Annotated in this window: 21 protein-coding genes and 1 pseudogene; 1 reads left to right on the plus strand and 21 read right to left on the minus strand. The window is 67.5% G+C overall.

The window, feature by feature from the left end; all coding sequences use genetic code 11:
• Positions 1–174: 174 nt before the first annotated feature.
• The 13 genes and pseudogenes from ftsZ to ftsW all read right to left on the minus strand — a co-directional run bounded on the left by ftsZ (position 175) and on the right by ftsW (position 13,136).
• A complete protein-coding gene (gene ftsZ / locus P1U75_RS02875; protein ID WP_300239575.1) occupies positions 175–1,833 on the minus strand; it encodes a cell division protein FtsZ in 1,659 nt (552 codons plus the stop codon).
• Between the two features lie 400 nt (positions 1,834–2,233).
• Positions 2,234–3,568 (minus strand): cell division protein FtsA, encoded by a 1,335-nt coding sequence (ftsA, locus tag P1U75_RS02880; RefSeq protein WP_300239578.1) that lies wholly within the window; start codon positions 3,566–3,568, stop codon positions 2,234–2,236.
• 3 nt (positions 3,569–3,571) lie between these two features.
• Positions 3,572–4,456 carry a cell division protein FtsQ/DivIB gene (locus P1U75_RS02885; RefSeq protein ID WP_300239581.1) on the minus strand — a complete coding sequence of 295 codons (885 nt, stop codon included), beginning with the start codon at positions 4,454–4,456 and terminating at the stop codon, positions 3,572–3,574.
• A 32-nt stretch (positions 4,457–4,488) separates the two neighbouring features.
• A pseudogene (locus P1U75_RS02890) lies at positions 4,489–4,638 on the minus strand (D-alanine--D-alanine ligase); the annotation flags it as partial.
• A gap of 149 nt (positions 4,639–4,787) precedes the next feature.
• Entirely contained in the window at positions 4,788–5,714 is a 927-nt protein-coding gene (gene murB, locus P1U75_RS02895; RefSeq protein ID WP_300239584.1) for a UDP-N-acetylmuramate dehydrogenase, read from the minus strand.
• A gap of 77 nt (positions 5,715–5,791) precedes the next feature.
• The gene (locus P1U75_RS02900) at positions 5,792–6,073 is read right to left on the minus strand and encodes a hypothetical protein (protein WP_300239586.1); all 282 of its coding nucleotides are present in this window, start codon (positions 6,071–6,073) and stop codon (positions 5,792–5,794) included.
• Between the two features lie 49 nt (positions 6,074–6,122).
• The gene (locus P1U75_RS02905) at positions 6,123–6,368 is read right to left on the minus strand and encodes a DUF2484 family protein (protein WP_300239589.1); all 246 of its coding nucleotides are present in this window, start codon (positions 6,366–6,368) and stop codon (positions 6,123–6,125) included.
• On the minus strand, positions 6,365–6,604 hold the full coding sequence (locus tag P1U75_RS02910) for a DUF2484 family protein (protein ID WP_300239592.1): 240 nt from the start codon (positions 6,602–6,604) through the stop codon (positions 6,365–6,367). Before P1U75_RS02910 ends, P1U75_RS02905 begins: the two co-directional genes overlap by 4 nt.
• Before the next feature lie 7 nt (positions 6,605–6,611).
• The gene (locus tag P1U75_RS02915) at positions 6,612–7,793 is read right to left on the minus strand and encodes an APC family permease (RefSeq protein ID WP_300239595.1); all 1,182 of its coding nucleotides are present in this window, start codon (positions 7,791–7,793) and stop codon (positions 6,612–6,614) included.
• On the minus strand, positions 7,790–9,385 hold the full coding sequence (locus P1U75_RS02920) for a hypothetical protein (protein WP_300239597.1): 1,596 nt from the start codon (positions 9,383–9,385) through the stop codon (positions 7,790–7,792). The genes P1U75_RS02915 and P1U75_RS02920 overlap by 4 nt, the downstream gene beginning before the upstream one ends.
• A gap of 4 nt (positions 9,386–9,389) precedes the next feature.
• Entirely contained in the window at positions 9,390–10,787 is a 1,398-nt protein-coding gene (murC, locus tag P1U75_RS02925; protein ID WP_300239600.1) for a UDP-N-acetylmuramate--L-alanine ligase, read from the minus strand.
• Positions 10,784–11,893 (minus strand): undecaprenyldiphospho-muramoylpentapeptide beta-N-acetylglucosaminyltransferase, encoded by a 1,110-nt coding sequence (gene murG, locus P1U75_RS02930; protein ID WP_300239603.1) that lies wholly within the window; start codon positions 11,891–11,893, stop codon positions 10,784–10,786. Before murG ends, murC begins: the two co-directional genes overlap by 4 nt.
• Before the next feature lie 79 nt (positions 11,894–11,972).
• Complete coding sequence (gene ftsW / locus P1U75_RS02935) at positions 11,973–13,136, minus strand: putative lipid II flippase FtsW (protein ID WP_300239605.1); 1,164 nt, start codon at positions 13,134–13,136, stop codon at positions 11,973–11,975.
• Positions 13,137–13,265: 129 nt separating this feature from the next.
• Between ftsW and P1U75_RS02940 the strand changes: the two genes are divergently transcribed.
• Positions 13,266–14,447 carry an NAD(P)/FAD-dependent oxidoreductase gene (locus P1U75_RS02940; protein WP_300239608.1) on the plus strand — a complete coding sequence of 394 codons (1,182 nt, stop codon included), beginning with the start codon at positions 13,266–13,268 and terminating at the stop codon, positions 14,445–14,447.
• 203 nt (positions 14,448–14,650) lie between these two features.
• Here the strand turns inward: P1U75_RS02940 and murD are convergent, their stop codons facing one another.
• The 8 genes from murD to mraZ form a co-directional block, all read right to left on the minus strand.
• Complete coding sequence (gene murD, locus P1U75_RS02945) at positions 14,651–16,048, minus strand: UDP-N-acetylmuramoyl-L-alanine--D-glutamate ligase (protein WP_300239610.1); 1,398 nt, start codon at positions 16,046–16,048, stop codon at positions 14,651–14,653.
• Positions 16,045–16,698, minus strand: coding sequence for an SDR family NAD(P)-dependent oxidoreductase (locus P1U75_RS02950; RefSeq protein WP_300239614.1), 654 nt, complete (start codon positions 16,696–16,698; stop codon positions 16,045–16,047). The genes murD and P1U75_RS02950 overlap by 4 nt, the downstream gene beginning before the upstream one ends.
• A 67-nt stretch (positions 16,699–16,765) precedes the next feature.
• Positions 16,766–17,848, minus strand: a complete 1,083-nt coding sequence (mraY, locus tag P1U75_RS02955) for a phospho-N-acetylmuramoyl-pentapeptide-transferase (protein ID WP_300239616.1) — start codon at positions 17,846–17,848, stop codon at positions 16,766–16,768.
• Between the two features lie 107 nt (positions 17,849–17,955).
• The gene (locus P1U75_RS02960; RefSeq protein WP_300239618.1) at positions 17,956–19,437 is read right to left on the minus strand and encodes a UDP-N-acetylmuramoyl-L-alanyl-D-glutamate--2,6-diaminopimelate ligase; all 1,482 of its coding nucleotides are present in this window, start codon (positions 19,435–19,437) and stop codon (positions 17,956–17,958) included.
• A gap of 37 nt (positions 19,438–19,474) precedes the next feature.
• The gene (locus tag P1U75_RS02965; RefSeq protein ID WP_300239620.1) at positions 19,475–21,259 is read right to left on the minus strand and encodes a penicillin-binding protein 2; all 1,785 of its coding nucleotides are present in this window, start codon (positions 21,257–21,259) and stop codon (positions 19,475–19,477) included.
• The gene (locus P1U75_RS02970) at positions 21,256–21,606 is read right to left on the minus strand and encodes a cell division protein FtsL (protein WP_300239622.1); all 351 of its coding nucleotides are present in this window, start codon (positions 21,604–21,606) and stop codon (positions 21,256–21,258) included. Before P1U75_RS02970 ends, P1U75_RS02965 begins: the two co-directional genes overlap by 4 nt.
• Entirely contained in the window at positions 21,603–22,616 is a 1,014-nt protein-coding gene (rsmH, locus tag P1U75_RS02975) for a 16S rRNA (cytosine(1402)-N(4))-methyltransferase RsmH (RefSeq protein WP_300239625.1), read from the minus strand. The genes P1U75_RS02970 and rsmH overlap by 4 nt, the downstream gene beginning before the upstream one ends.
• Before the next feature lie 3 nt (positions 22,617–22,619).
• Positions 22,620–23,147: a division/cell wall cluster transcriptional repressor MraZ gene (mraZ, locus tag P1U75_RS02980; RefSeq protein ID WP_300239627.1), complete on the minus strand. Its 528-nt coding sequence runs from the start codon at positions 23,145–23,147 to the stop codon at positions 22,620–22,622.
• Between the last annotated feature and the right edge of the window lie 696 nt (positions 23,148–23,843).

Here is a 23,843-nt window from a genome sequence, read left to right on the forward strand (position 1 = left end):
CGGTGCATCCGAAGTAATGTTCCGCCGTCCATGGCTCAACTCAATCTTTGTAACTGAATGAAACATCATTGAAACATTCCGGCAGATCCCCGCCGATCTTATTCCAATCTTTTGTTTTTAAAAGAAAAAGACCACCCCAAGGGGTGGTCTTACGTTGCGGAACTGTGTCCGTATTCAGTTTGCCTGGCGCCGCAGGAAGGCGGGAATCTCGATCCGCTCCTGGTCAGGATCGGCCTCGGGTTGGACGGCGCTTTCCGGTCGCTGCACCGGCGGCTGTTGCCGGGCCGGCTGGGCCCCGCCCGAGGGGGTATCCCCGGCGTGCCCGGTCATCCGGTCGATCAGACGGTTGAAACCAAAGCGGCTTTTCTCCGGCGCCGGTGGCTGTTGGGAAACCGATCCCTGCTGCGGTGCGCGCGGCGCGTTGCGGGCGGCGGCATGCAGCCGGGCCAGCGCCTCCGGCGAGGGGGTGCCGGGCGCGGGCGCCCGGGGCGCGATGAACTGTTCGCTCTCGTCCTCTTCAACCTCGGCGCGCGGCTCGAACACCGGCTCTTCCGGGCGGTAGGCGGGCGGCGGCAATCCGTCGTCCTGCCAGGCTACCTGCTGCTCCTGACGGAGTTCGCCGTGGTCCTGGGGCGCGGCCTCCTGCGCGGCGGTCTCCTCGATACCCTCGAACAGGCTGGGCTCCGGGGCCGGTTCGGCGGCGACCGGTTCGGGTGCCTGAACCGGCTCCTCGGCCTGGGTGACCTCGGCAGCGATCGGCGTATCCAGCTCCAGCGGTGCCTGCGCGCGGCTTTCCTCGGCCGAGACCTTCTGCTTGAGCGGCTGCGACAACGGGCGGCGCGGCACCGGAATGTCGCTGTGCACGTCCGTCGCGTCGATGCCGGTGGCCACGACGCTGACGCGCATCATGCCCTGCATGTCGGTGTCCAGGGTCGAGCCGACGATGATGTTGGCCTCCGGGTCCACCTCTTCGCGGATGCGGTTGGCGGCCTCGTCCAGTTCGAACAGGGTCAGGTCATGGCTGCCGGTGATGTTGATCAGCACACCGCGGGCGCCCTTGAGGCTGATTTCATCCAGCAGCGGGTTGGCGATCGCCTTTTCGGCGGCCTGGATCGCGCGATCCTCGCCCTCGGCCTCGCCGGTGCCCATCATCGCCTTGCCCATCTCGTCCATCACCGCGCGCACGTCGGCGAAATCGAGGTTGATCAGGCCGGGGCGCACCATCAGGTCGGTCACGCCCTTGACGCCCTGGTAAAGCACGTCATCGGCCAGCGAGAAGGCCTCGGTAAAGGTGGTCTTTTCGTTGGCGAGCCGGAACAGGTTCTGGTTCGGGATGATGATCAGCGTATCGACGACCTTTTGCAGCGCCTCGACGCCATCCTCGGCCTGGCGCATCCGCTTGATGCCCTCGAACTGGAACGGCTTGGTCACCACGCCCACAGTCAGCACGCCCAGTTCGCGCGCGGCCTGGGCGATGATCGGCGCGGCGCCGGTGCCGGTGCCGCCACCCATGCCCGCGGTGATGAAGCACATGTGCGAACCGGCCAGGTGATCGACGATCTGCTCGATGCTTTCCTCGGCGGCGGCGGCGCCGACAGAGGCCCGCGCCCCGGCGCCCAGCCCCTCGGTCACCTTGACGCCCAGCTGAACCCGGTTTCCGGCGTGGCTTTGCTGCAGCGCCTGCGCATCGGTGTTGGCGACCACGAACTCAACGCCCGAAAGCGATTTTTCGATCATGTTGTTGACGGCATTGCCGCCCGCGCCCCCGACGCCGAAAACGGTGATCCGCGGTTTCAGTTCGTCCTGTCCGGGCATCGAAAGGTTCAATGTCATGCTCTGTCCGCCTGTTCACAATCGTTTACGTCACGCTCCGCCTCTGCCGGACGGGTCTGCCTAATAAGAACAATAGCGGGATCACAGCCCAAGGTCACCAAGAAAACAAGTGATTCATACCAAATATGGCAAAAAAATTACGTGTACCGGCGTCATATGGCCGAGCCCTCTAGATGTTGCGGGCAATGGCACACGCAACAATAGGGCCCCGGCGATGATCCGGCGCGCATGTTGGGCACACGCAAGATGCGCGGTCCCTGAGTTGTCTTCGCGGGGTCCCTGCTCGACCCTCCCGGTCACCTCTCGTCGGGGTGACTTTCCTGAAGATTAGCATGCGGTTGCCGCGCGGGCCACAAAAAACGCCGGAATCCGCCCTGGCCTCCGCCGGCCGGCAAAGACCTCACCAGTTGTCGCGGAACCATTTGACCGCGCGCTGCAGCGAACGGCCCGGATAGCGATCGACCGGGATCTCGAAATCCCACCATTCGTCCTGCGGATGGGCGGCGAACAGCGCCAACCCGACCGCGCCCGCAAAGCCCGGACCGGTGGCCGATTGCGGCAGCCCGTGCACCCTGAGTGGCCGGCCAAGCCGCACCTGCTGGCCGAGGATGCGGCTGGCCAGCCCGTCGAGTCCCATGATCTGGCTCGACCCGCCGGTCAGCACGATCTGCTGGCTGGGCAGGTGCTCGAACCCCGCCGCGTCGAGCCGCACGCGCACCTCTTCGAGGATCTCCTCGACACGCGGCCGCATGATACCGATCAGCTCGGCGCGGCTTACCGTGCGGCGGTCATGTTCCCAGTCGCCGGTGTCGCCGCCGATGTCGATCATGTCGCGGTCGTCGGCACCGGTGGCATGGACCCCGCCGCAAAAGGTCTTGATCCGCTCGGCATTGGTCATCGGAACACCCAGGCCCATGGAGATATCGCCGGTGATGTGATCGCCGCCCATGCGCACGCAATCGGCATAGATCATGTGCTTTTTCAGAAAGATCGAGATGCTGGTGCTGCCGCCGCCCATGTCGATACAGGCCGACCCGAGTTCCTGCTCGTCCTCGACCAGCGCGGAAATCCCCGAGACATAGGCGGATCCGGCGATGCCCGCCAGTTCCAGGTCGCAGCGCTTGATGCAATGGACCAGGTGCTGGATCGCGGCGGCGTCCACCGTCAGCATGTGCATATCGACGGCCAGGTTGTGCCCGAGCTGGCCGCGCGGGTCGATCAGGCCCGAGCGGTTGTCGAGCGCGAAGTTCACCGGCTGGGCATGCAGCACCTCGCGCCCGGCGCCGTATTCGGGCACCTCGCAGGCCGAGAGCACGCGGGCGATCTCGGCCTCGGTGACCACCTGCCCCTCGAGCTCGACCGTCGCGTCGAGCCCGTAAGAGCGCGGGCTGGCACCGGAGAAGCAGGCGATCACGTGATCGACACGGATCTCGGCCATCTTCTGCGCCGCCTGCAGGGCGGTGCGGATGGCGCGCTCGGTCTCCTGCATGGCGGTGATCTCGCCGAACTGCACCCCGCGCGACCGGGTCGTCGCGGCGCCGACCACGCGGAACCCGCTTTGCCCCGCCAGCGAGCCGATGGAATTGTCCTCGCTCAGCTTGGCGGTGCCGTCGAACCGCAGGATCAGGCAGGCGATCTTGGAGCTGCCCACGTCAAGGACGGCGATCACCCCGCGCTGCATCGCCTGGCGGCGCATTTGCCGCATCGCCCGTTGGGATTGGTAGAGGTCCGTCATCTGTTACTGCCCGTATCCGTTTATTCTTCTTATTTTCCACCAGTCCTCGACCGCGTGCTCGGTCATCCGCACCGTTGGCCGCGCCCGCAGACGCATGTCGACAACGGTCACGTCGCGCTCCAGCAGGTCGCGCACCTCGTTCAGCGCCAGCACCCGTTCAAGCGCCCGCACCGGCCGGTCCGGCGGCAGCAGGATGCGCTGGCCGCGATCCAGGACCACGTCCCAACGCCGCTCGCCGATGCGGACCAGGCCGCGCAGTCGCCCGGCAAGCGGTTGCGCCGCGGCAAACAGCGCCAGCGCCTCGCCGACCGCGCGATCGGCGCCCTGGCCGGCGATCAGTGGCAGCTCGGGCCGCGTGGTCCGGGCCGGCAACTGGTCCACATGGGTGCCGCTTGCGTCCAGCATCGACAGCCCGGCGCGGCTGCGCCAGATCACCGAGGGCTGGCGTTCGACCACGTCGACCTGGAGGATGCCGCCGGGGCGGATGCGCACGCTGGCCGCCTTGACCGGGTCGAGCCCGACGATCCGCTCGCGGATCTGTTGCAGGTCGAGGTCGAAGGAACTGACGGGGAAATCCAGCGCCACAGCCTCGCGGATATCCTCCGACAGGTTGCGTCCGGCGCCGTCGATCGCCATCAGCCCGACCATGAATTCGGGCCGCTCCTGGATCGAGACGCGCAGGTCGGACAGGAACACCGTCAGCGCGTCGCGCCGCCCCTGGTCAGCCATGAAGAGCGAGCCCAGCGCAAAGCACAGGGCGAAGGGCACGAGGGTGCGCAGCCCCAGCCGGATCCCCGGCGTCAGCATCCAGCGCTGCACCCGGTAATTCAGACGCGAGGGCGCCGGATCGGGGCGCGCCTGGGGGCGGGGGCGGATCACCTGTTGCACGCGGCATCCTCCACCATCCGGCAGTCGCCGATCACCATATCGGGAGAAAAACCGCGCAGCCGTTCGCCGAGGTCCGGGCCGGCATCCGGCCCGACCACCTCATAGCCTTCGCCCCGCAGCGCGGTGGCGCATGCGCGCCCACAGGGCAGCGAGACCTCGCGTTCGGCCGAGGCGCCGCCCATCAATACCGCAACAAGGGGGGTCTTTCCGCTCGCGTGACCCACGTTGTGCCTCAATGTCCCCGGGCCTTTGCGACCCGTGTTTGTTCCCGGTTTTCGCGCCCCCTTATGTGCCTGCGGGGTGTCGCGTTCGGGTGTTATTCCGCGGATCGTCAGCTTTCTGCTTCGCCGATCCGCATGATTTCCCATTCTAGCGTTATGCCGCTGGTCTGGTAAACCTTTTTTCGCACCGCCTCGCCCAGTCCCTCCAGATCCGCGGCGCTGGCGCCACCGGCGTTGATCAGGAAATTGGCGTGTTTCTCGCTCATCTGTGCGCCGCCCAGACGGGCGCCGCGCATTCCGGCATCCTCGATCACCTTCCAGGCCTTGAGGTCATGCACGTCGTCGGCCCGCCCGGTGCTGGAGAACCCCGCCGGGTTGCGAAAGGTGGAGCCGGCGCTGCGCTCTTTCGTCGGCTGGCTCTCGTCGCGCCTGCGCAGCTGCTCGTCCATCCGCGCCAGCAGCGCCCTGGGGTCGGCTGACGGCCCCTCGAAGGTTGCCTCGACGATCACCATCCCTTCGGACAGATCGCTCTGCCGGTAGCGGAAGTTCAGATCGCGCGCAGTCAGCGTGACGATTTCGCCGCGCCGTGTCACCGCGCGGGCCGAGACGAGGACATCGGCCACGTAGGAGCCGTAGCAGCCCGCGTTCATCCGCACCGCGCCGCCGATACTGCCCGGGATGGTTCGCAGGAAGGTCAGGTCGACCCCCGCCTGCGCCGCCCGTTTCGCCACATGCGCATCCAGCGCCGCCGCCCCTGCGGTCACCCGGTTGTCCTCGACGACAATCCCGTTGAAGCCGCGCCCCAGCCGGATCACCACCGCGCGCAGCCCGCCGTCGCGCACGATCAGGTTGGACCCGACGCCCATGGGAAACACCGGCACATCCGGGCGCAGCGCCGCCAGGAAGGCCGCGAGATCCTCGATATCGGCGGGCTGGACCAGCACGTCGGCCGGCCCGCCCACGCGCAGCCAGGTCAGCTCGGACAGCGGTTTGTTGCGGGTCAGTCGCCCGCGCAGCTGGGGAAAGTCATGCTCCATGCGCCTCTGCTACCGCCGCCCCGGATCGAGAACAACCCGGCCCCGTCCTCTGACTGCAAATACTCCGGGCCGTGGCCTCACCCGTCGCCGCGCGCCGCCCTGCGCCATCGCCGCCACCAGCCGATACCGCCGCCGATCAGCACGCCCAGGATCGCCGGGGCCGCCATCAGCGCGGCGAAGATGCCATATCCGATCGCATCCCAGCCCTGGTGCTGTCGGCCGGTCCAGATCGCCCAGACCATCAGCATCGCCAGCAGCAGCGCCGCCAGCGGCACCACCCAGCCCACGCGATTTCGCACCGCCACGACCCCCAGGATCAGCGGGATCACAAAGCACAACAGCGGCATGACATAGACCATAGGCAACTCTAGCCCCGTCCGCCTGCATCCGTCCAGCGCGCCGAACGCCTCAGCGTACGCGCCGACGCAGCCAGCGGGCCAGGTAGAGCACCGGCCAGCGCAGCACCGACATCCCCGCCGCGAGCACCAGCAGCCCGATCCACGGCCCGTTCTGATAGGTGACCCAGCCCAGCAGCGGAATGCCCAGCGCGATCAGCCCGTAGGCGCGGCGCCAGTGGTTGTCACGGCTGGGGAGCATGGCGCTCAGATTTGCCGCAACGGCCCAGAGGCAGGCCAGGATCAGCGACGGCGTCATCGCCGCCCCCACGCCCGGCGCAACAGCTCACGCAAGGGCCGGCGGAACATCGACAGCACCGCCAGCAGCGCGGCCAGCGCGATCCAGATCCCGTGCACCGCCCCGAGCCAGACCAGCAGCCCCGGCGCGCAAAGCAGCAGCAGCCCGCCGGGCAGGTACTGGTACCGCAGCGGCAGAAACGCAACCATCGCCCCGGCCAGCACCCAGAGGCTGGCGGCGATCACCGGCGCGCTCATCCCGCCCTCACGCGAAGGAGGCCGCGAAGGCGGCGACGCAGGCGGCCATGCCCAGCCAGGGCACATAGGCGGGCACCACGAAAGGCCCCTCCGGCTCGCGCCGCTTGACGCCCACCAGCGCGGCATTGACGATGGCAAAGACGATCAGCAGCGCCTGGGTGGTGATTTCGGCCAGCACCGCCACCGGCAGGGTCAGCGCCGCCGCCGTCGTCGCCGCGCCGACCACCAGGGTGCCCAGAACCGGCGTGCCGAACCGCTTGTGCGCGTGGCGGAACACCGACAGCCCCGGCGAGCGTTTGCCGAGCCCGAACAGCACCCGCGCCGCCATCACGATCTGCGCCAGCACGCCGTTCATCGCCGCCGCCACCGCGATCGCCGAGAGAAACAGCGCCGAGGTTCCGGTGCCTGCCTCCCAGACCAGCGCCAAGGGCCGCTCCGAAACGCCCAGCAGTTCGCGCGGGACCGAGCGCACAGCGGCCATCGACACCATCGCGTAAAGCAGCGCGGTCAGCGCCAGCGCCCAGAGGATCGCGCGCGGCATCGAGCGTTCGGGGTTCTTGGTCTCCTCGACCACGTTGACCATGTCGTCGAAGCCGATGAAGGCGAAAAAGCCGAAGACGGTGGCGGCGGCCACCCCGCTCCATTCCGGCGGCGGCGGTGCGCTCCAATCGGCCACCGGGGCGGCGGCAAAGCCGGCGCCGGTGACCAGCACCAGGCCGACCACCTCGACCAGCGTGAGGATCGCGGCGAAGGCGAGGCTTTCCAGCACGCCGATCAGGGCGATGACGGTCATCGCCGCGCCGAAACCCACCACGCCCCAGACAAAGGGGACATCGACGATGGCGGTCAGGTAGCCGACCCCGCCGCGCAGCACCGCCGCCGCCGCCACGGTGCCCGCGACAATGTTGATCCAGCCCACCAGCACCGCCAGCCCGTGCCGACGCAATCCGACCTCGATGTAGGAACTGTCACCGGCCGCCTCGGGGATGCGCGCCGACAGCTCGGCAAAGGCCAGCGCCGAGGGCACCGCCACCAGCCCGGCCAGCAGGAACGACAGCGGCGCCCAGACCCCGGCCACCCCGGCGGCGATCCCGGTCAGCACGTAGATCCCCGCACCGACCATGATGCCGACGCCATAGGCGGTCAGCAGCCCGGGTCCGATACGGCGTTTGAGATGGGGTTCGGTCATCCTAGCAACCCGTAGAAATTCCCTGACTCGACCTGTGTCCAGAATTCTGTGACCCAACCTGCCCCTTCTGTCCCGAACTCCTGAACCGCATCGATGCCCTTGTCCAGCTTCGCGAGTTTGTCCGCACCATCGACCACCTTTTGCAGGGTCGACTTAGCCTGTTTCGGCGAGGCTTCTTTCATGTCCGACGCCCGAATCGCGCGTGCCCCGCGCGGAATGGCTGCCGTCATGAAATACCAAGCAGATTTCGTTTCCTCTTCACTGCTCTCCGGATCGAGGATTTTCTGGATCGCAAGCGCAGCCGCGGCATGCAGCACACCTTCACTATCCGCCGCCATCCCGGCGCACAAACGCAGCGCCATTGCGCGTTGTTCGTCCGTGTAGCGGGCGACACGAACCGCCAGCCGGTTGCGCTGGGTCTCCGCCACGTCGGGGACCGCGACGCAAATATCATCCTTCTGGGTTTCCAGTGCATCCACCAGACGCGCGAAGGGGCCATCTGCTGAGAAGCCCTCGTTTTTCGCGATCCGTTCCAGTTCCCGCTGCGCCAAAGACACATGGTCGAACATGGTCAGTGGATCGGATCGGTAGCGCCGGAGATCGCGGCGCAGGTCGGAAATGACCGGCGCGAACATCGTATTCATTTGGATTCCGAGCCGATTGGCCGATTTGTCCTTGCGACAACGGGCGGTGAAGTCTTTCAGCGCCTGCCGGATGGCGGCCTCGATCTGGCTCAGGTCCGGGGCATTCCGCGACGACGCGACAAGCCGCCCGCATTTCGCATCGACCTCGATCTTGTGGGCATAAGGATTCTGGCGGATGATCTCATCGACACTGGCATGCTTTTCGACGATCTCTGCAATCATCGCATTCACATGCGCCGGTCCCTTTGCCCAATCCGCATCCGGGATCAGCGCGATGTCGGTCAGCAGGGCACGGTTTTGCGGACGACCGGCGAGAAGGTTCTCGTACCAATTGATCCAGAAGGACCAGTCTACCAGTAGGCCTTCGCGTCCATCATTCTGAACAAGGCTTGCCATCAACGAAATTGCCACTTCTTTCCAAAACTGTTCAAATTCTGCGCGCCACTCTTCCGGCCAAAGCGGCCGCGCATGGGAAAATTCTCCTTCCCCAGAAAGAAACTTAACGTCATCCGCCAAGGCAGAATTAACGGCGGGATCGATGATTGAATTCGCGGCTCGAACGGCAGCTCGAGTGGCGTCAATGTTGCCGGAAATTGCAGCGTGGGCGTTAATCGCAGCCTCCGTTGAAGCTAAGGAAGCTCCAAAAAAGGAAGCATTGACGCTTCGGGCAACTCCCTCTTGGGCGAATTTCGCAGCGGCGTCCCCGGCGGACTTGAGCTCGGTCGTTGGCCAGATACTCTCAATTCCTGATAGCAACGCCAATCGACAACAATACAAGAATGCGAGATCAAGCTCATGTTTTGGAGAGCTTAAGTTGCGAAACATGTCGGGCAGTTGTCGCGCAGCGATCCGCGACGCGATCCAAGCAGCCTCCTGAACGCGAGCCTTCTCGGGCCGAGAGTTGAGCCAAGCTTCCAACCGCTCTTGCGTCATCTCCTCCCCGGCCATGTCCCTACCCCTTCAGCCGCTCCGGCAGGTTGTTGGCCCAGGCGCTGATGGTGCCGGCGCCAAGGCAGACCACCATGTCGCCCGGCCGGGCCTCGTCGCGCACCATCCGGGTCAGGTCGTCCTCGGACAGGACGGCGCGGGCGTGGCGGTGGCCGTGGCGGATCAGCCCGGCGACCAGGTCGTCGCGGCTGGCGCCGGGGATCGGATCCTCTCCGGCGGCGTAGACCTCGGCGATGCCGACCACGTCGGCCTCGTTGAAACAGCCGCAGAAATCGTCGAACAGCGAATGCAGGCGGGTATAACGGTGCGGCTGGTGCACGGCGATGACGCGGCCCTCGGTGGCCTGTCGCGCCGCCTTGAGCACGGCGGCGATTTCCACCGGGTGATGGCCGTAGTCGTCGATCACGGTGACGCCGTTGACCTCGCCCACCGTGGTGAAGCGCCGGTTGACCCCGCCGAAGGCGGCCAGCGCGGCGCGGATCTCGGCCCGCTTCATGCCCAGGTGCCGCGCCACGGTGACCGCAGCCAGCGCGTTCGAGACGTTGTGATCGCCCGGCATCGGCAGGGTGCAGCCCTCGATCATCTGGCCTTCGGTCTGCAGCGCGATGTCAAAATGCGCCACGCCGGCCTGATACCGCAGGTTCACCGCGCGCACGTCGGCCTGGGCGTTGAAGCCGTAGGTGGCGACGCGGCGGTCGGTGACCCGGCCGACCAGCGCCTGCACCTCGGGATGATCGGTGCAGCAGACCGCCAGCCCGTAGAACGGGATGTTGGAGACGAATTGATAGAACCCGTCGCGCAGCTTATCGAAATCGCCCCAATGCTCCAGGTGCTCGGGGTCGATATTGGTGACGATGGCGATGGTGGCGGGCAGCCGGTTGAAGCTGCCGTCGCTCTCGTCGGCCTCGACCACCATCCATTCGCCCTGCCCCATCCGCGCGTTGGAGCCGTAGGCATGGATGATGCCGCCGTTGACTACGGTGGGATCGAACCGGCCGGCGACCATCATCTCGGCCATCAGCGTGGTGGTGGTGGTCTTGCCGTGGGTGCCGGCGACGGCGACGTTTGATTTCAGCCGCATCAGCTCGCCCAGCATCTCGGCCCGCTTGACGATGGGCAGGCCGCGGCGGCGCGCCTCGTCGAGCTCGGGATTGCCCGGCTTGATCGCCGAGGAGATCACCACCACCTCGGCGCCTTCCAGGTTTTCGGCCCGCTGCCCCTCGAACACCTGCGCGCCCAGACCGGCCAGCCGATCAGTGATCTTCGAGCGTTTCAGGTCCGAGCCCTGCACCCGGTAGCCCAGGTTCAGCAGCACCTCGGCGATGCCCGACATGCCGATACCGCCGATGCCGACGAAATGGATCGGCCCGACATCGGTGGGCAGTTTGGTGGCGGGGGTCATGCGCGCTCCTTCTCGGGCCGGGCTTCGGCCAGCTCTTCGACCAGCGCCGCCAGCCTCTCGGTGGCGTCCGGCATGCCCGCGCCCAGTGCCGCCGCGCTCATCTGCTGGGCGCCGGCGGGGTCGGACAGAACCGCGGTGATCTGCGCGGTCAGGCTGGAAAGGTCAAGCCGCTTTTCCGGGATCAGGATCGCCGCGCCGGCCTCGACCAGGCCACGCGCGTTGGCGGTCTGGTGGTCACCGACGGCGGCGGCATAGGGGATCAGGATCGAGGGCCGCCCGATCACCGTGAGATCGGCGATGGTCGAGGCCCCGGCGCGGCAGATCACCAGCTGCGCCTCGGACATTCGCGCCGGCACGTCGTTGAAGAACGGCTGCACATCGGCGTCGATCCCCTGTTCGGCATAGAACGCCGCCACCCGCGCGCCGTCCTCGTCACGGGCCTGGTGGCTGACCCGGATGTTGCGCAACACCTCGGACGGCAGTGCGGCGATGGCGGCGGGCACCACGTCGGACAGGATGCGCGCGCCCTGGCTGCCACCGATCACCAGGATCGACATCGGGTAATCGCCCGGCGCGATGTATCCCGCGCCCGCCCGCGCCAGCACCGCCGCGCGCACCGGGTTGCCGACAGGCACGCCCTGCGCCCCCTCGGGCAGCTCGGTCGGCCAGACGCCGCAGGCCACCTGCGCCACCCGCTTGGCGAAGACCCTGTTGACCCGGCCCAGCACGCCGTTCTGTTCGTGGATCATCCGCGGCAGGCCCAGCAGCGTCGCCGCCCCCAGCGCCGGGATCGACGGGTAGCCGCCAAAGCCCACCACCGCGTCGGGTCGGTCACGCTTCATCGACCAGGCGGCGGCCAGCACGCCGGCGGCGATCTTCGGGCCTGCCAGCACCTTGGCCAGCGCCCCGCCACGGGCAAAGGTCGCGCTTTGCACCTGGGTGATCTCGGTCGAATGGGGAAAGCCGCCGGTATAGCGCGCGCCGCGCGCATCCGTGCTCAGCTTGACCCGCCAGCCGCGTTTCAGCATCGCCTCGGCCAGGGCCTGGGCCGGGAACATGTGGCCCCCGGTGCCGCCGGCGGCGATCATCAGCAGCTTTTGTGGCATGGGCGTTGTCCTGCGTTTGTCTTCGGTTTCGGGGCGCGGGCCCCGGCCATCGCGCAAATCCCCGCGCACCGCCAGCCCCTCAGGGACGGCCGCGCAGAATCTCGCCGATCTCGCCCTGCGGCCGGGTCCGGGTGAAGGCCAGCAGCATGCCCAGCGCGATGCCCCCCGCGATCAGCGACGAGCCGCCATAGCTGACGAAAGGCAGGGTCATCCCCTTGGCCGGCAACAGCCGCACCGCCACGCCCATGTTGATCATCGCCTGCACCCCGAAGATACAGGCCAACCCGGTGCCGGCCAGCCGGATGAAGGGATCGCGTTCGCGCATCAGCCGCAACAGCGAGCGGACCACGATCGAACAGTAAAGCGCGATGATGATCAGCACCAGGATCAGACCGTATTCCTCGGCCGCGACGGCGATGATGAAATCGGTATGGGCATCGGGCAGCGACCATTTCACCTGCCCCTCGCCAACTCCGACGCCAAACAGCCCGCCCTCGCGGATCGCGTTGGTGGCATAGCCGAGCTGGGTCGTGGGATCGACCTCGGGGCTGAGAAACCCGTCGATGCGGCGCGCGAAATGCTCCGAGCTGGAATAGGCCACGGTACCACCCAGCACCACCGCCAGCACGATCCCCACCAGCAGCGTCATCGGCGCCCCGGCGACGAAATACATCACCCCCCAGCCGAACAGCACCAGGCAGGCCTGGCCGAAATCGGGCTGCATCACCAGCATGCCGACGATGGTCAGGCACAGCAGCGCCGACCACGCCGTGCCCGGCGGGCCGTTGATCTGCTGGCTTGCCGCCAGCATCCAGGCCGCCACCACGATGAAGACCGGTTTCATGAATTCCGAGGGCTGCACGCTGGCGAATCCCAGAGAATACCAGCGCATCGCGCCCTTGCCGAAATCGGTGCCCAGCACCGGCAGCAGCGCCAGCGCGACGAAGGACGCGGCAAACCCCAGCACCGCCAGCCGCCGCACCAGCGTCGGCGTCATCATCGAGGTCAGCAGCATCGCGGTCAGCGCCAGCGTGCCGAACACCGCCTGCCGCTCGACATAGTGAAACGGATCGAGCCCGTTGCGCGAGGCCAAGGGCGGAGAGGCCGCCAGACCCAGCAGCAGCCCGATACCGGCCAGCACCAGCACACAGGTCATCGACCACTTGTCCAGTGTCCGCCACCACTTGGGAAGAATGGGTTCGCCCCGTTGCGCGGAAACCGCGCCATAGACCATCTCGGTCATGGTAATCCTGCCGTTTGCTGCCTCTGTCCGCCCGGTTTTCCGGGTCTGGGTCGAACAGTACCGCGAAACGGGCTTTCATTCCAGCCCGTTCCTCTTGCCATCCGCCGCGATCCGGGCCAAGCGGCGCGGATGGAGTTCGAAACGGTCATCCTGGGCGCCGGAGCCGCCGGCATGATGTGCGCCGCCCACGCGGGTCCGCGCGTGCTGGTGATCGACCATGCGCGCAACCCGGGGGAAAAGATCCGCATCTCGGGCGGCGGACGCTGCAATTTCACCAACCTTCACGCCGCCCCCGAGAACTTCCTGTCGGCAAACTCGCATTTCTGCAAGTCGGCGCTGGCCCGCTATACCCAGTGGGATTTCATCGACCTGGTCGGCCGTCACCGCATCGCCTGGCATGAAAAGACGCTGGGCCAGCTCTTTTGCGACGGCAAGGCGACGCAGATCATCGCCATGCTGCGCGACGAGATGGCCAGGGCGGGCGCCGCGCTGTGGCTCTCCACCGCGCTTGTGGATCTGTCGAAGACCGACGGCGGCTTCGCGCTCACCCTCGACCGTGAGGGCAAGCGGGTCGATCTGACCTGCCGCAATCTTGTGCTGGCCACCGGCGGCAAGTCGATCCCCAGGATGGGGGCGACCGGGCTGGCCTATGACATTGCCCGGCAATTCGGGCTTGATGTGACCGAGACCCGGCCCGCGCTGGTTCCCTTCACCTTTCCCGAGGGGCGCTTTGCCCCGCTGGCCGGGGTCTCGCTACCGGCGCGGTTGTCGAACGCCCGCGCCGGGTTCGACGAGGCGCTGCTCTTTACCCATCGCGGCCTCTCTGGCCCGGCGGTGCTGCAACTGTCGTCCTACTGGCGCGAGGGCGAGGAGATCGCGGTCAACCTGATCCCCGATCTGCCGCTCTACGAGACCCTGAGGGACCAGCGGCAACAGGCCGGACGCCGGGCACTGACCACCGAGTTGGCGCGCCACCTTCCAGCCCGACTGGTGGAGTTCCTCGCCCCGGAGCTGGACCTGAACGGCAATCTCGCCGACCAGTCCGACGCGGCGCTGCAATCGCTTTGCGACCGTCTCGGCGATTGGCGCCTCATCCCCTCGGGGAGCGAAGGCTATCGCACCGCAGAGGTGACGCTGGGCGGCATCGACACCGACGCGCTGTCGTCGAAAACCATGGCGGCAAAAGCGGTGCCCGGGCTCTACGCCATCGGCGAGGCGGTGGATGTCACCGGCTGGCTTGGCGGCTACAACTTCCAATGGGCCTGGGCCTCGGGCCATGCCGCCGGAACGGCCATCGCGGCGAAGGGGTGAAATACCGCCCTCCCCCGCCCGAATAGCGCGCAACGCGCGCCGGGCGAGCGCCTGCCCGTCCCTGCGGGCTGGCGCTTTGGCAACCCGGGCGCTCCGTTCGCAGGAAAGATGAATTTGGCCAGGATAAAGCGCACCGCTCATCGGTTGCAGGCGCCATCCCACGGGCAGGCGCCCGCCCTCTGTCGCGCATGACGGCAACGGCCCTAGTCGAGCCGCTTTTGCACCTCGGCGGTAAAATCCTCGCCGCGCCGCTCGAAATTGTCGTATTGGTCGAAGCTCGCCGCCGCCGGGGCCAGCAGCACGGTATCGCCCGGAACGGCCTCTTCCATCGCACGCGCCACCGCTGCCGCCATCGTGGTGCAGACCTCGGCCTCCACATCGAGCTGCATGGCAAACCCCGCCGCCTCGCGCCCGATGACATAGGCCTTGGCGACAGCTCCGGTCGCGCCCTTCAGCGCGCCCAGACCGCCCTCTTTCTCCAGCCCGCCGCAGATCCAGCGGATACGGGCAAAGGCGCCCAGCGCCTTGGCGGCACTGTCGACGTTGGTGGCCTTGCTGTCGTTGACGAAAACCACCCCGTTCCGCTCGGCGATCACCTGGCTGCGGTGCGGCAAGCCCGGATAGCTGTGCAGCGCCGCCTCGATCATGCGCGGCGGCACCCCCAGCGCGCGGCAGGCGGCATAGGCGGCGCAGGCGTTCTGGTGGTTATGCGCACCGGGCAGCCCGGTGATGCCGCGCAGATCGATCGAGGCGATCTGCTTGCCCTTGCGGGTCTCGGCCAGAAACCCCTTGCGGGCGAAGACCTGCCAGCCCGGCCCGGTCAGCTTTTGCCCCGAGGAGATGCGGATCACCCGATCATCGCTCGGCCCCTCGGACAGCTGCCCGGCCAGGAACCGCCCCTCGACCTCATCGACACCGATCACAGCGCGGTCCGGCCCACCCTCGGCAAACAGCCGCCGCTTGGCCGCGAAATAGCCGCCCGGCCCGCCGTGCCGGTCCAGGTGGTCGGGCGAGAGGTTGGTGAAGACCGCCACATCCGGGGTCAGCGCCCGGGCCAGATCGGTCTGGTAACTCGACAGTTCCAGCACCACCACCGCGCCCTCGCCCGGGGGATCGAGATCCAGCACCCCGCGGCCGATGTTGCCGGCCAATTGCACCGGCCGCCCGGCCTCTTGCAGGATATGGTCGATCAAGGCCGCCGTGGTCGATTTCCCGTTCGATCCGGTCACCGCCACCACCCGCGGCAACCTGTCCAGCGCATCCCAATCCGCCGTCGCCAGCGAGCGAAAGAACAGCCCGATGTCATTGTCCACCGGCACCCCGGCCGCCAGCGCGGCGGCAACCACCGGGTTGGGCGCGGGATAAAGATGCGGGATTCCGGGCGAGACGATCAGCGCCGCGATGCCGTCGAATCCGCCCGACCGGGACGGATCGGCACAGGTGAACCCCTCGCCCTCGGCCCGCGCCCGCGCCTCGGGGTTGTCGTCCCAGCAGAGAGGCTCCGCGCCGCCCGCGCGCAAGGCCCGCGCCGCCGACACACCTGTGCGCCCCAGTCCCAGAACGGCAACCTTGGCGCCCTCGTATCCGCGTACCGGTATCACCAGCCCAGCTCCTTCTTGTCGCGGAAAAATCCGCCCGTCGGCCCCTCCGCGCCCAGCCGTGCCAGCCAGAGCGCGGTTTCCGCCCCCTGCGCCGGGCTGCGCGGCGCAGCCTCGCCGCCCATCCGCGTCGCCACCCAGCCGGGGCACATCGCGTTGACCTTGACGCCCTCGGGCAGATCGCGCGGCAGCGCGTGGGTCAGCGCGTTCAGCGCCGCCTTGGCGACGCCATAGGCGCCCGGCCCCGCCAGCCCCTCGGAAAAACTGCCCCAGTCCGAGGACAGGTTGACGATCCGCCCCCAGCCCCGCGCCGCCATATGCGGCAGGCAAAGGCGGATCAACTCGTAGGGCGCATGGAACATCACCTGCATCGAGCGCGCCACGCCCTGCGGATCGGCGATCATGTTGCTGTCGATCAGGATGCCCGCGTTGTTGACCAGCACATCGATCCCGCCGATCCGCTCCAGCGCCGGGGCGAACCCCTCGGGCGCCTCCAGGTCCAGATGCACCCAGCCACAGCCCAGCGCCTCGGCCGCCTCGCGGCCCGCCTGCCGGTCGCGCACCCCGATCACCACCCGGTGATCGCGCACAAGCCCGGCCGCGATGGCCCGCCCGATGCCGCGGTTGCCGCCTGTCACCAATGCCGTTTTCATCGCGCCCTTGTTCGTCTGCAAATGCCCGCGCACCCTGCACCCGGGGCGCGGCGTTTTGCAAGCCGGCTCAGCGCACCTTGAGCGTCGCCAGTCCGATCATCGCCAGGATCAGCGAGATGATCCAGAACCGGATCACGATGGTGGGTTCGGCCCAGCCCTTTTTCTCGTAGTGGTGATGGATCGGCGCCATCAGGAACACCCGTCGCCCGGTGCGCTTGAAATAGAGCACCTGGATGATGACCGACAGCGCCTCGACCACGAACAGGCCGCCGACGATGGCCAGCACCAGTTCGTGCTTGGTCGCCACCGCGATGGCGCCCAGCGCGCCGCCCAGCGCGAGGCTGCCGGTATCGCCCATGAACACCGCCGCCGGCGGCGCGTTGTACCACAAAAACCCCAGCCCCCCGCCGAAGAGCGCGGCGGTAAAGACCAGGATCTCGCCGGTGCCCGGCACGTAATGCACGTCGAGGTATTCAGTAAAGTCGGTGCGCCCCACCGCATAGGCGATGATGCCCAGCGTGGTCGCCGCGATCATCACCGGCATGATCGCCAGTCCGTCCAGCCCGTCGGTCAGGTTCACCGCGTTGGCCGCCCCCACGATCACGCAGACCGAGAACGGCACGTAGAAAAACCCTAGATTGACCAGCGTGTCCTTGAACACCGGCAGCGCCAGCTGGTTCTGCAGGTCTGCCGGGTGGTTCCACGCCGCCCAGAGCGCGGCCACCACCGCGATCACGATGCCCAGCCCCAGCCGCAGCTTGCCCGGCACCCCCTTGGTGTTCTGCTTGGAGACCTTGGCGTAATCGTCGGCAAAGCCGATGGCGCCGAAGGCCAGCGTCACGAAGAGCACCAGCCAGACAAAGGGATTGTCCAGCCGCGCCCAGAGCGCCGTTGCGGTCACCAGCGCGCCGACGATCAGCAGCCCGCCCATGGTCGGCGTTCCGGCCTTGGACAGGTGCCCCTCTGGTCCGTCGTCGCGGATCGGCTGGCCCTTGCCCTGGCGGCGGCGCAAGACGTTGATCAGCGGCGGTCCGAACAGGAACCCGAACAGCAGCGCGGTCAGAAAGGCCCCACCGGCACGGAACGTGATGTAGCGGAACAGGTTGAAAAAATCCCCCCCGTCCGACAGCGCGGTCAACCAATAGAGCATGTCAGCCGGTCCTATTCTTCATCTTGTGAATTGGCCCCTTTCGCGGTGTACCGGGGCGCGCCTGCCTTGGCCGATTTCGCGCAGGGCGTCAACGCTCTTTGCCGGGCTCATGCCGGGCGCCCGTCCAGCGCGGCGACCGACACGCTGGCCTGTTCGGCATCGTCAAAGGGCAATATGTCGTCGCCGACGATCTGCCCGGTCTCATGCCCCTTGCCCGCGATCAGCAGCGCATCGCCCGGTCCCAGCGCATCGACCCCGCGCAGGATCGCCTCGGCGCGGTCGCCGACCTCGATCGCCTCCGGCGCCCCTTCCATCACGGCGGCGCGGATGCTGGCCGGGTCCTCGCTGCGGGGGTTGTCGTCGGTGACAAAGACCAGATCGGCATGGTCCTGCGCCGCCGCCCCCATCAGCGGCCGTTTGGCGCGGTCGCGGTCGCCGCCGGCGCCGACGATGGCCACCAGCCGACCCATCACATGCGGGCGCAAGGCCCGCAGTGCGGTCGCCACCGCGTCGGGGGTATGGGCGTAATCGACGAAGACCGCCGCGCCGTTACCGCGAGTCGCGGCCAGCTGCATCCGCCCGCGCACCGTGGTCAGCTCCGGCAGGGTGCGGAACACCGCCTCCGCCTCGGCGCCGCAGGCGATGGCGAGCCCGGCGGCAATCAGGACGTTTTCGGCCTGAAACCCCCCGATCAGGTCGAGCCGCGCCTGATGGCTCTGGCCTTCCCATGTGAACCGCAGATCCTGTCCGGTGGCGTCGAACCGCTGTGCCAGGAGACACAGGTCGCAGCCGCCACGGCCCACGCTCAGCACCGTCTGCCCGCGCGCGGCGGCGATGGCGCGCATCTCGGGTCCGCGCGGATCCTCGATGTTGATCACCGCGGTGCCGTCGGGCGGCAGCACCCGGCGGAACAGCCCGGCCTTGGCGGCGAAATAGGCTTCGAAACTCTCATGATAATCCAGGTGATCCTGGGTGAAATTGGTGAAAGCCGCCGCCGCAAGCTGAACCCCGTCCAGCCGCCGCTGCTCCAGCCCGTGTGAGGAGGCCTCCATCGCCGCGTGAGTGATGCCATGCCCGGCCGCCTCGGCCAGAACCCGGTGCAGGGTAATCGGCTCCGGCGTGGTATGCTGAAGCGGCGCGCTCCAGGCCCCCTCGACCCCGGTGGTGCCGAGGTTGATCGCCGCGTGCCCCAGCCCGGCCCAGATCTGGCGCAGAAATGTGGCGACCGAGGTCTTGCCATTGGTTCCGGTCACCGCCGCCATCACCCCGGGCTGGGCGCCGAACCACAGCGCGGCGGTGCAGGCCAGCGCCTGGCGCGGATCCTCCACCACCACCAGCGCGGCCTGCGATGCGGCCAGTTCCGCCTCGGCCAGCGCCGCGCCCGTCGCGTCGGTCAGCACCGCCGCCGCGCCCATGCGCAAGGCATACTGGATGAATTCGCCGCCATGCACCCTTGTGCCCGGCAGCGCCGCGAACAGGAAACCATCGCGGACCTGGCGGCTGTCCACCGCCAGCCCGGTGATCTGCGGATCGCGCCCGCCCCGGGCGGTCAGGGCCAGCTGGCTGAGTGATTTGGCCAAGATGCCCATGATGCCCCGCCCCTGCGCCCCCGTGATCAATGCGTTCTCAATTCGACGTGAGCGTTATAGCAGCGCGCGGGCCGGGTTCAACGTCGGGCCGCAGCCCCAGAAGCGGCGCCAGGCGCCCGATCATCTCAGCCGCCACCGGCACCGCGGTCCAGCCGGCGGTGCGCCGTTCTTCCTGGTAGGCCTGGACCGAGGGTTCGTCCAGCGTGACCACCAGCACGTATTTCGGATCATGCGCGGGAAAGATCGACGCGAAGGTGGCGATCACCTTGTCGTCATAGTATCCGCCGCGCGGCTTGGGCTTGTCGGCGGTCCCGGTCTTGCCGCCCACCGCATAGCCCGGCACCTCGCCGAAACTGGCGGTGCCGTCGGTGACCACCTTGCGCAGCATCCGCCGCGCATCGGCGGCGGCCCGTTCGGACAGCACTCGCGGCCCGTGCTGCGGACCGTCCTGGCGCAGCACCGTGGGGCTCACGTAATGACCGCCGTTGGCAATAGTGGCATAGCCGGCGGCAAGGTGCATCGGGCTGATCGACAGCCCGTGACCATAGGAAATCGTCACCGTGCTCAGCTCGGTCCAGCGCTCCGGCACCAGCGGCTGACCGCCGTGCGCCTCGACGATCTCGAACGGGGTGGGGTCGAACATGCCCAGCGCGCCCATAAACGCCTTTTGCCGCTCCGGCCCGATCTCCAGCGCCAGCCGCCCGGTGCCCCGGTTGGAGCTGTGCACGATCACGTCGGCGACGCTGAGCTTGCCGTAGTTCTTGTTGTGAAACTCGCCAATGGGATAGCCCGACACCTTCATCGGCCCCGAGGTGTCCACGATGGTCTCCGCCGACACCAGCCCGAGATCGATGGCCTGCGCGGCGGTGAAGATCTTGAAGGTCGAACCCAGCTCGTACACCCCCTGGACCGCCCGGTTGAACAGCGGGCTGTCGCTGGGGTCGCCCGAGACCGGCGGCCGCGGCCGGTCGTTGGGGTCGAAATCGGGCAGGCTGACCACCGAGACCACCTCGCCGCTGTGCACGTCCATCAGGATCGACGAGGCGCCCTTGGCATTCATCAGCTTCATGCCCCCGGCCAGCACCTGCTCGGCCGCCGCCTGCACCGTCAGATCCAGCGACAGCGCCAGCGGCTGGGCGCCGTTGGCCGGGTCGCGCAAATAATCGTCGAACTGCTTTTCCACCCCCGCCACGCCGATCACCTCGGCCGCGTTCACCCCCTCGCGGCCGAACCCGGCGCCGCCCAGCACATGCGCGGCCAGCTTGCCATTGGGATAAAGCCGCATCTCGCGCGGGCCGAACAGCAGCCCCGGATCGCCCAGGTCGTGCACCGCCTGTTTCTGCTCCGGGCTGATCCGCTTTTTGATCCAGACGAATTTCCGCTTGCCGGAAAAATCCCTGATCAGCCGCGCCTCGTCCAGATCGGGAAAGATCCGCACCAGACCCCTGGCCGCCGCCTCGGGATCGACCAGCTCGGGCGGCTGGGCATAGAGCGAATGGGTCTCGAAATTGGTCGCCAGGATGCGGCCCTTGCGATCCACGATGTCGGCCCGCTGCGCCGCGATCGAGGCGCCGTGGGCACTGGCCACCGGCTCCTGCGGCTCCGAGGTCGCCATCACCGCCATGCGCCCGCCCACCACAAGGAAGGCACAGAAAAAGAACAGCCCCAGCACCAGCAGCCGGCCCTCGGCGCGCACCCGCGCCCGGTCCTGCATCTCGGCATGGCGCTGGCGGATGTTCTCGCGCTCGATGACCGCGGGGTTCTCGCCCTTGGCGCGGGCCGGCAGGATGCGCGCCAGCGGGCGCAGCGGCGTGCGCGTCATGGCTGCTCTCCCTCGGCCATGGTCGAGACATCGACGGGATTGGTGATCGGCAGCAGCGGCTCGGGCGGGTAGCTGACCTCGTCGATCAGGCCGAACTGGTCCGGGCGCAGCGGCAAGAGCCCCAGCCGGTCGAAGTTCAGCCCGGCCAGCTCGGACAGGCGATCAGGACGGTTGAGATAGGCCCATTCGGCCCTGAGCACGCCGATCCGCAGCTGCGCCGCACCGATCTGCTGTTGCAGCGCGCGGGTTTCCTTCAGCACCTGCTGGGTCGCGTAATTCTCGCGGTAGGCCCAGAACGCCAGTCCGAACACCGCCAGCGCGGTCAGAACATAGGCTATGCCCCTCATCGCCCCCTCCCCTTCGCCGTGTCTTTGGGTTGCGGCATCCCGATCTCGCGCGGATCGACGCTGCCGGCGGGCGCCTCGGTGCGCACCGCCACCCGCAGCCGGGCCGAGCGCGCGCGGGGGTTCTCGGCCAGCTCCGCGTCATCCGGCGCGATCGCCTTGCGCGGCCGCAGGATGAACTGCGGATCGACCTGCGCCACCTCCGGTGCATGGCGGCTGCCGCGCCCGGTCTGCCCGGCCCGCGATTGCAGGAAACGCTTGACCATCCGGTCCTCGATGGAATGAAAACTGACCACGGCCAGCTTGCCACCCGGCCTCAACGCCCGTTCGGCAGCCATCAGCCCGCGAAACAGCTCTCCGAACTCGTCGTTCACCGCGATGCGCAGCGCCTGGAATGTGCGGGTCGCGGGGTGTGACTGGCCCGGCTTGGCGCGCGGCAGGCAGGATTCGACGATCCCGGCCAGCCGCAGGGTGGTCTCGATCGGTGCCTCGCCGCGCGCCCGGACGATGGCGCGCGCGATGCGGCGGCTGGCGCGCTCCTCGCCGTAGAGATAGAGAATGTCGGCAAGCTCTGCCTCCTCCGCCGAATTGACCAGATCGGCGGCGCTGGGGCCCTCTTGCGACATACGCATGTCCAGCGGCCCCTCCTTCATGAAGGAAAAGCCGCGCTCGGCCATGTCCAGCTGCATCGAGGACACGCCGAGATCGAGCACGACACCGTCGAGGTCGCTGGCATATTCATCCATACGCGAGAACACGCCCGGCTGCATCACCAGCCGCTCGCCGTAGTCCGCCGCCCAGTCCTGTGCCAGTTCGAAGGCCAGCGGATCGCGGTCCACCGCGATCACGCGGGCGGCGCCGGCCTCCAGCAGCCCACGGGTATAGCCGCCGGCGCCGAAGGTGCCATCCAGCCAGGTGCCGGTGACAGGCGCGACCGCCTCAAGCAGCGCGCGCAGCAGAACCGGGATATGGGGTTTCTTCGATGGCGGGACGGACGCGGCAGCGGCGGCCATGGCTCAGCCCCCCTCGCCGTCTTGCGCCTGCCTGGCCAAGGCCATGTCCAGCGCGTCGAGCGGGTTGGTCCCCTCGGGAATGTCGAACCCCAGCCCCTCGTCCTCTTCCTCGGCCAGAAGCGCCTCGTAGGTCTCGGGATTCCAGATCTGGAAGGTGCCGGAGGTGCCGACGAAGAACGCCTCCTTCTCCAGCGCGATCTTGTCGCGGTGGCGCAGCGGCAGCACCAGCCGCCCGTCGGGGTCGACCTCGGTATGATGCGAGCGCGAGGTGATGTCGCGCACCAGCTTGCGTTTCAGCGGTGAATTGGGCAGCCGCTCGATCTTGGCTTCGAGTTTCTCGATCTCGGCGATGGTGTAGGCCTCGAGATAGGGTTGATCGGGCGGGCCGTAGACGATGACGAGCTGCGGCCTCAGCCCCTCGGTGAAGTCGGGATCGCCGGCCTCGAGCACACGGCGAAACAGGGCCGGGATCGACACCCTGCCCTTTGCATCCACCTTGAAGGTGTATTCGCCTCTGAACCGTCGGCTCACGCCCCGCCGTCCCTCTGCCTGTGCCCCCGCGAAAATCGTGCCCCCGGATGGAAAAACGGCGGGTTGATCTGCTGCCACTGATCAACCCGCCGCCCTTGTCCCGCTCTGCGGGGTGTCCGACTGCGCGCGCCACCTGGGGGGATGTCTGCTCGCCCGCGCGCCGGATCTCTTGGTTAGATGAAAGCGAAGTGCCTGTATGAAACCTGCTTTATTATTCTGGTCCGGGGTCTTCCGCCCCTGTGTCCTCGTCTTCATCCGATGAACAAGAGATGCCACGGGAATTGATGGAAATCAATTGGAATTTGAGGGATCCGCTGGAATTTAGGCCTGATAAGCCTCTCGAAGCTTGGCAAAAACCCCGGCATTCGTCAGAATTTTCCCACCACCTAGCCACCCTTCAGGTCATAGACACAACATATAGACTTTTCCGTTACCCCCAGATTTCTCCCAGAAAATCCCGTATGTTTTTCAATATTCGGTAGCCTCAGACATATGTTCTTTTTATGTTCTTCGCTTTCCTGTTCGAATCAACGCCGACCACACCGTTTTTTCCAATCCTCTGGGAAGGTCTCGGGCGCGCGTCCATGATCCACGCCATCGGTCCCGCGATTTCCCGTGGCCGTCCACGGCGCGGTATGTGCCGCCGCCTTGCACGTCCCCACCCTGAACCGGCACGGGCAATGCGTTGGGCCATTT

This window comes from Antarcticimicrobium sp., assembly GCF_029212575.1.
Lineage (GTDB): Bacteria > Pseudomonadota > Alphaproteobacteria > Rhodobacterales > Rhodobacteraceae > Antarcticimicrobium.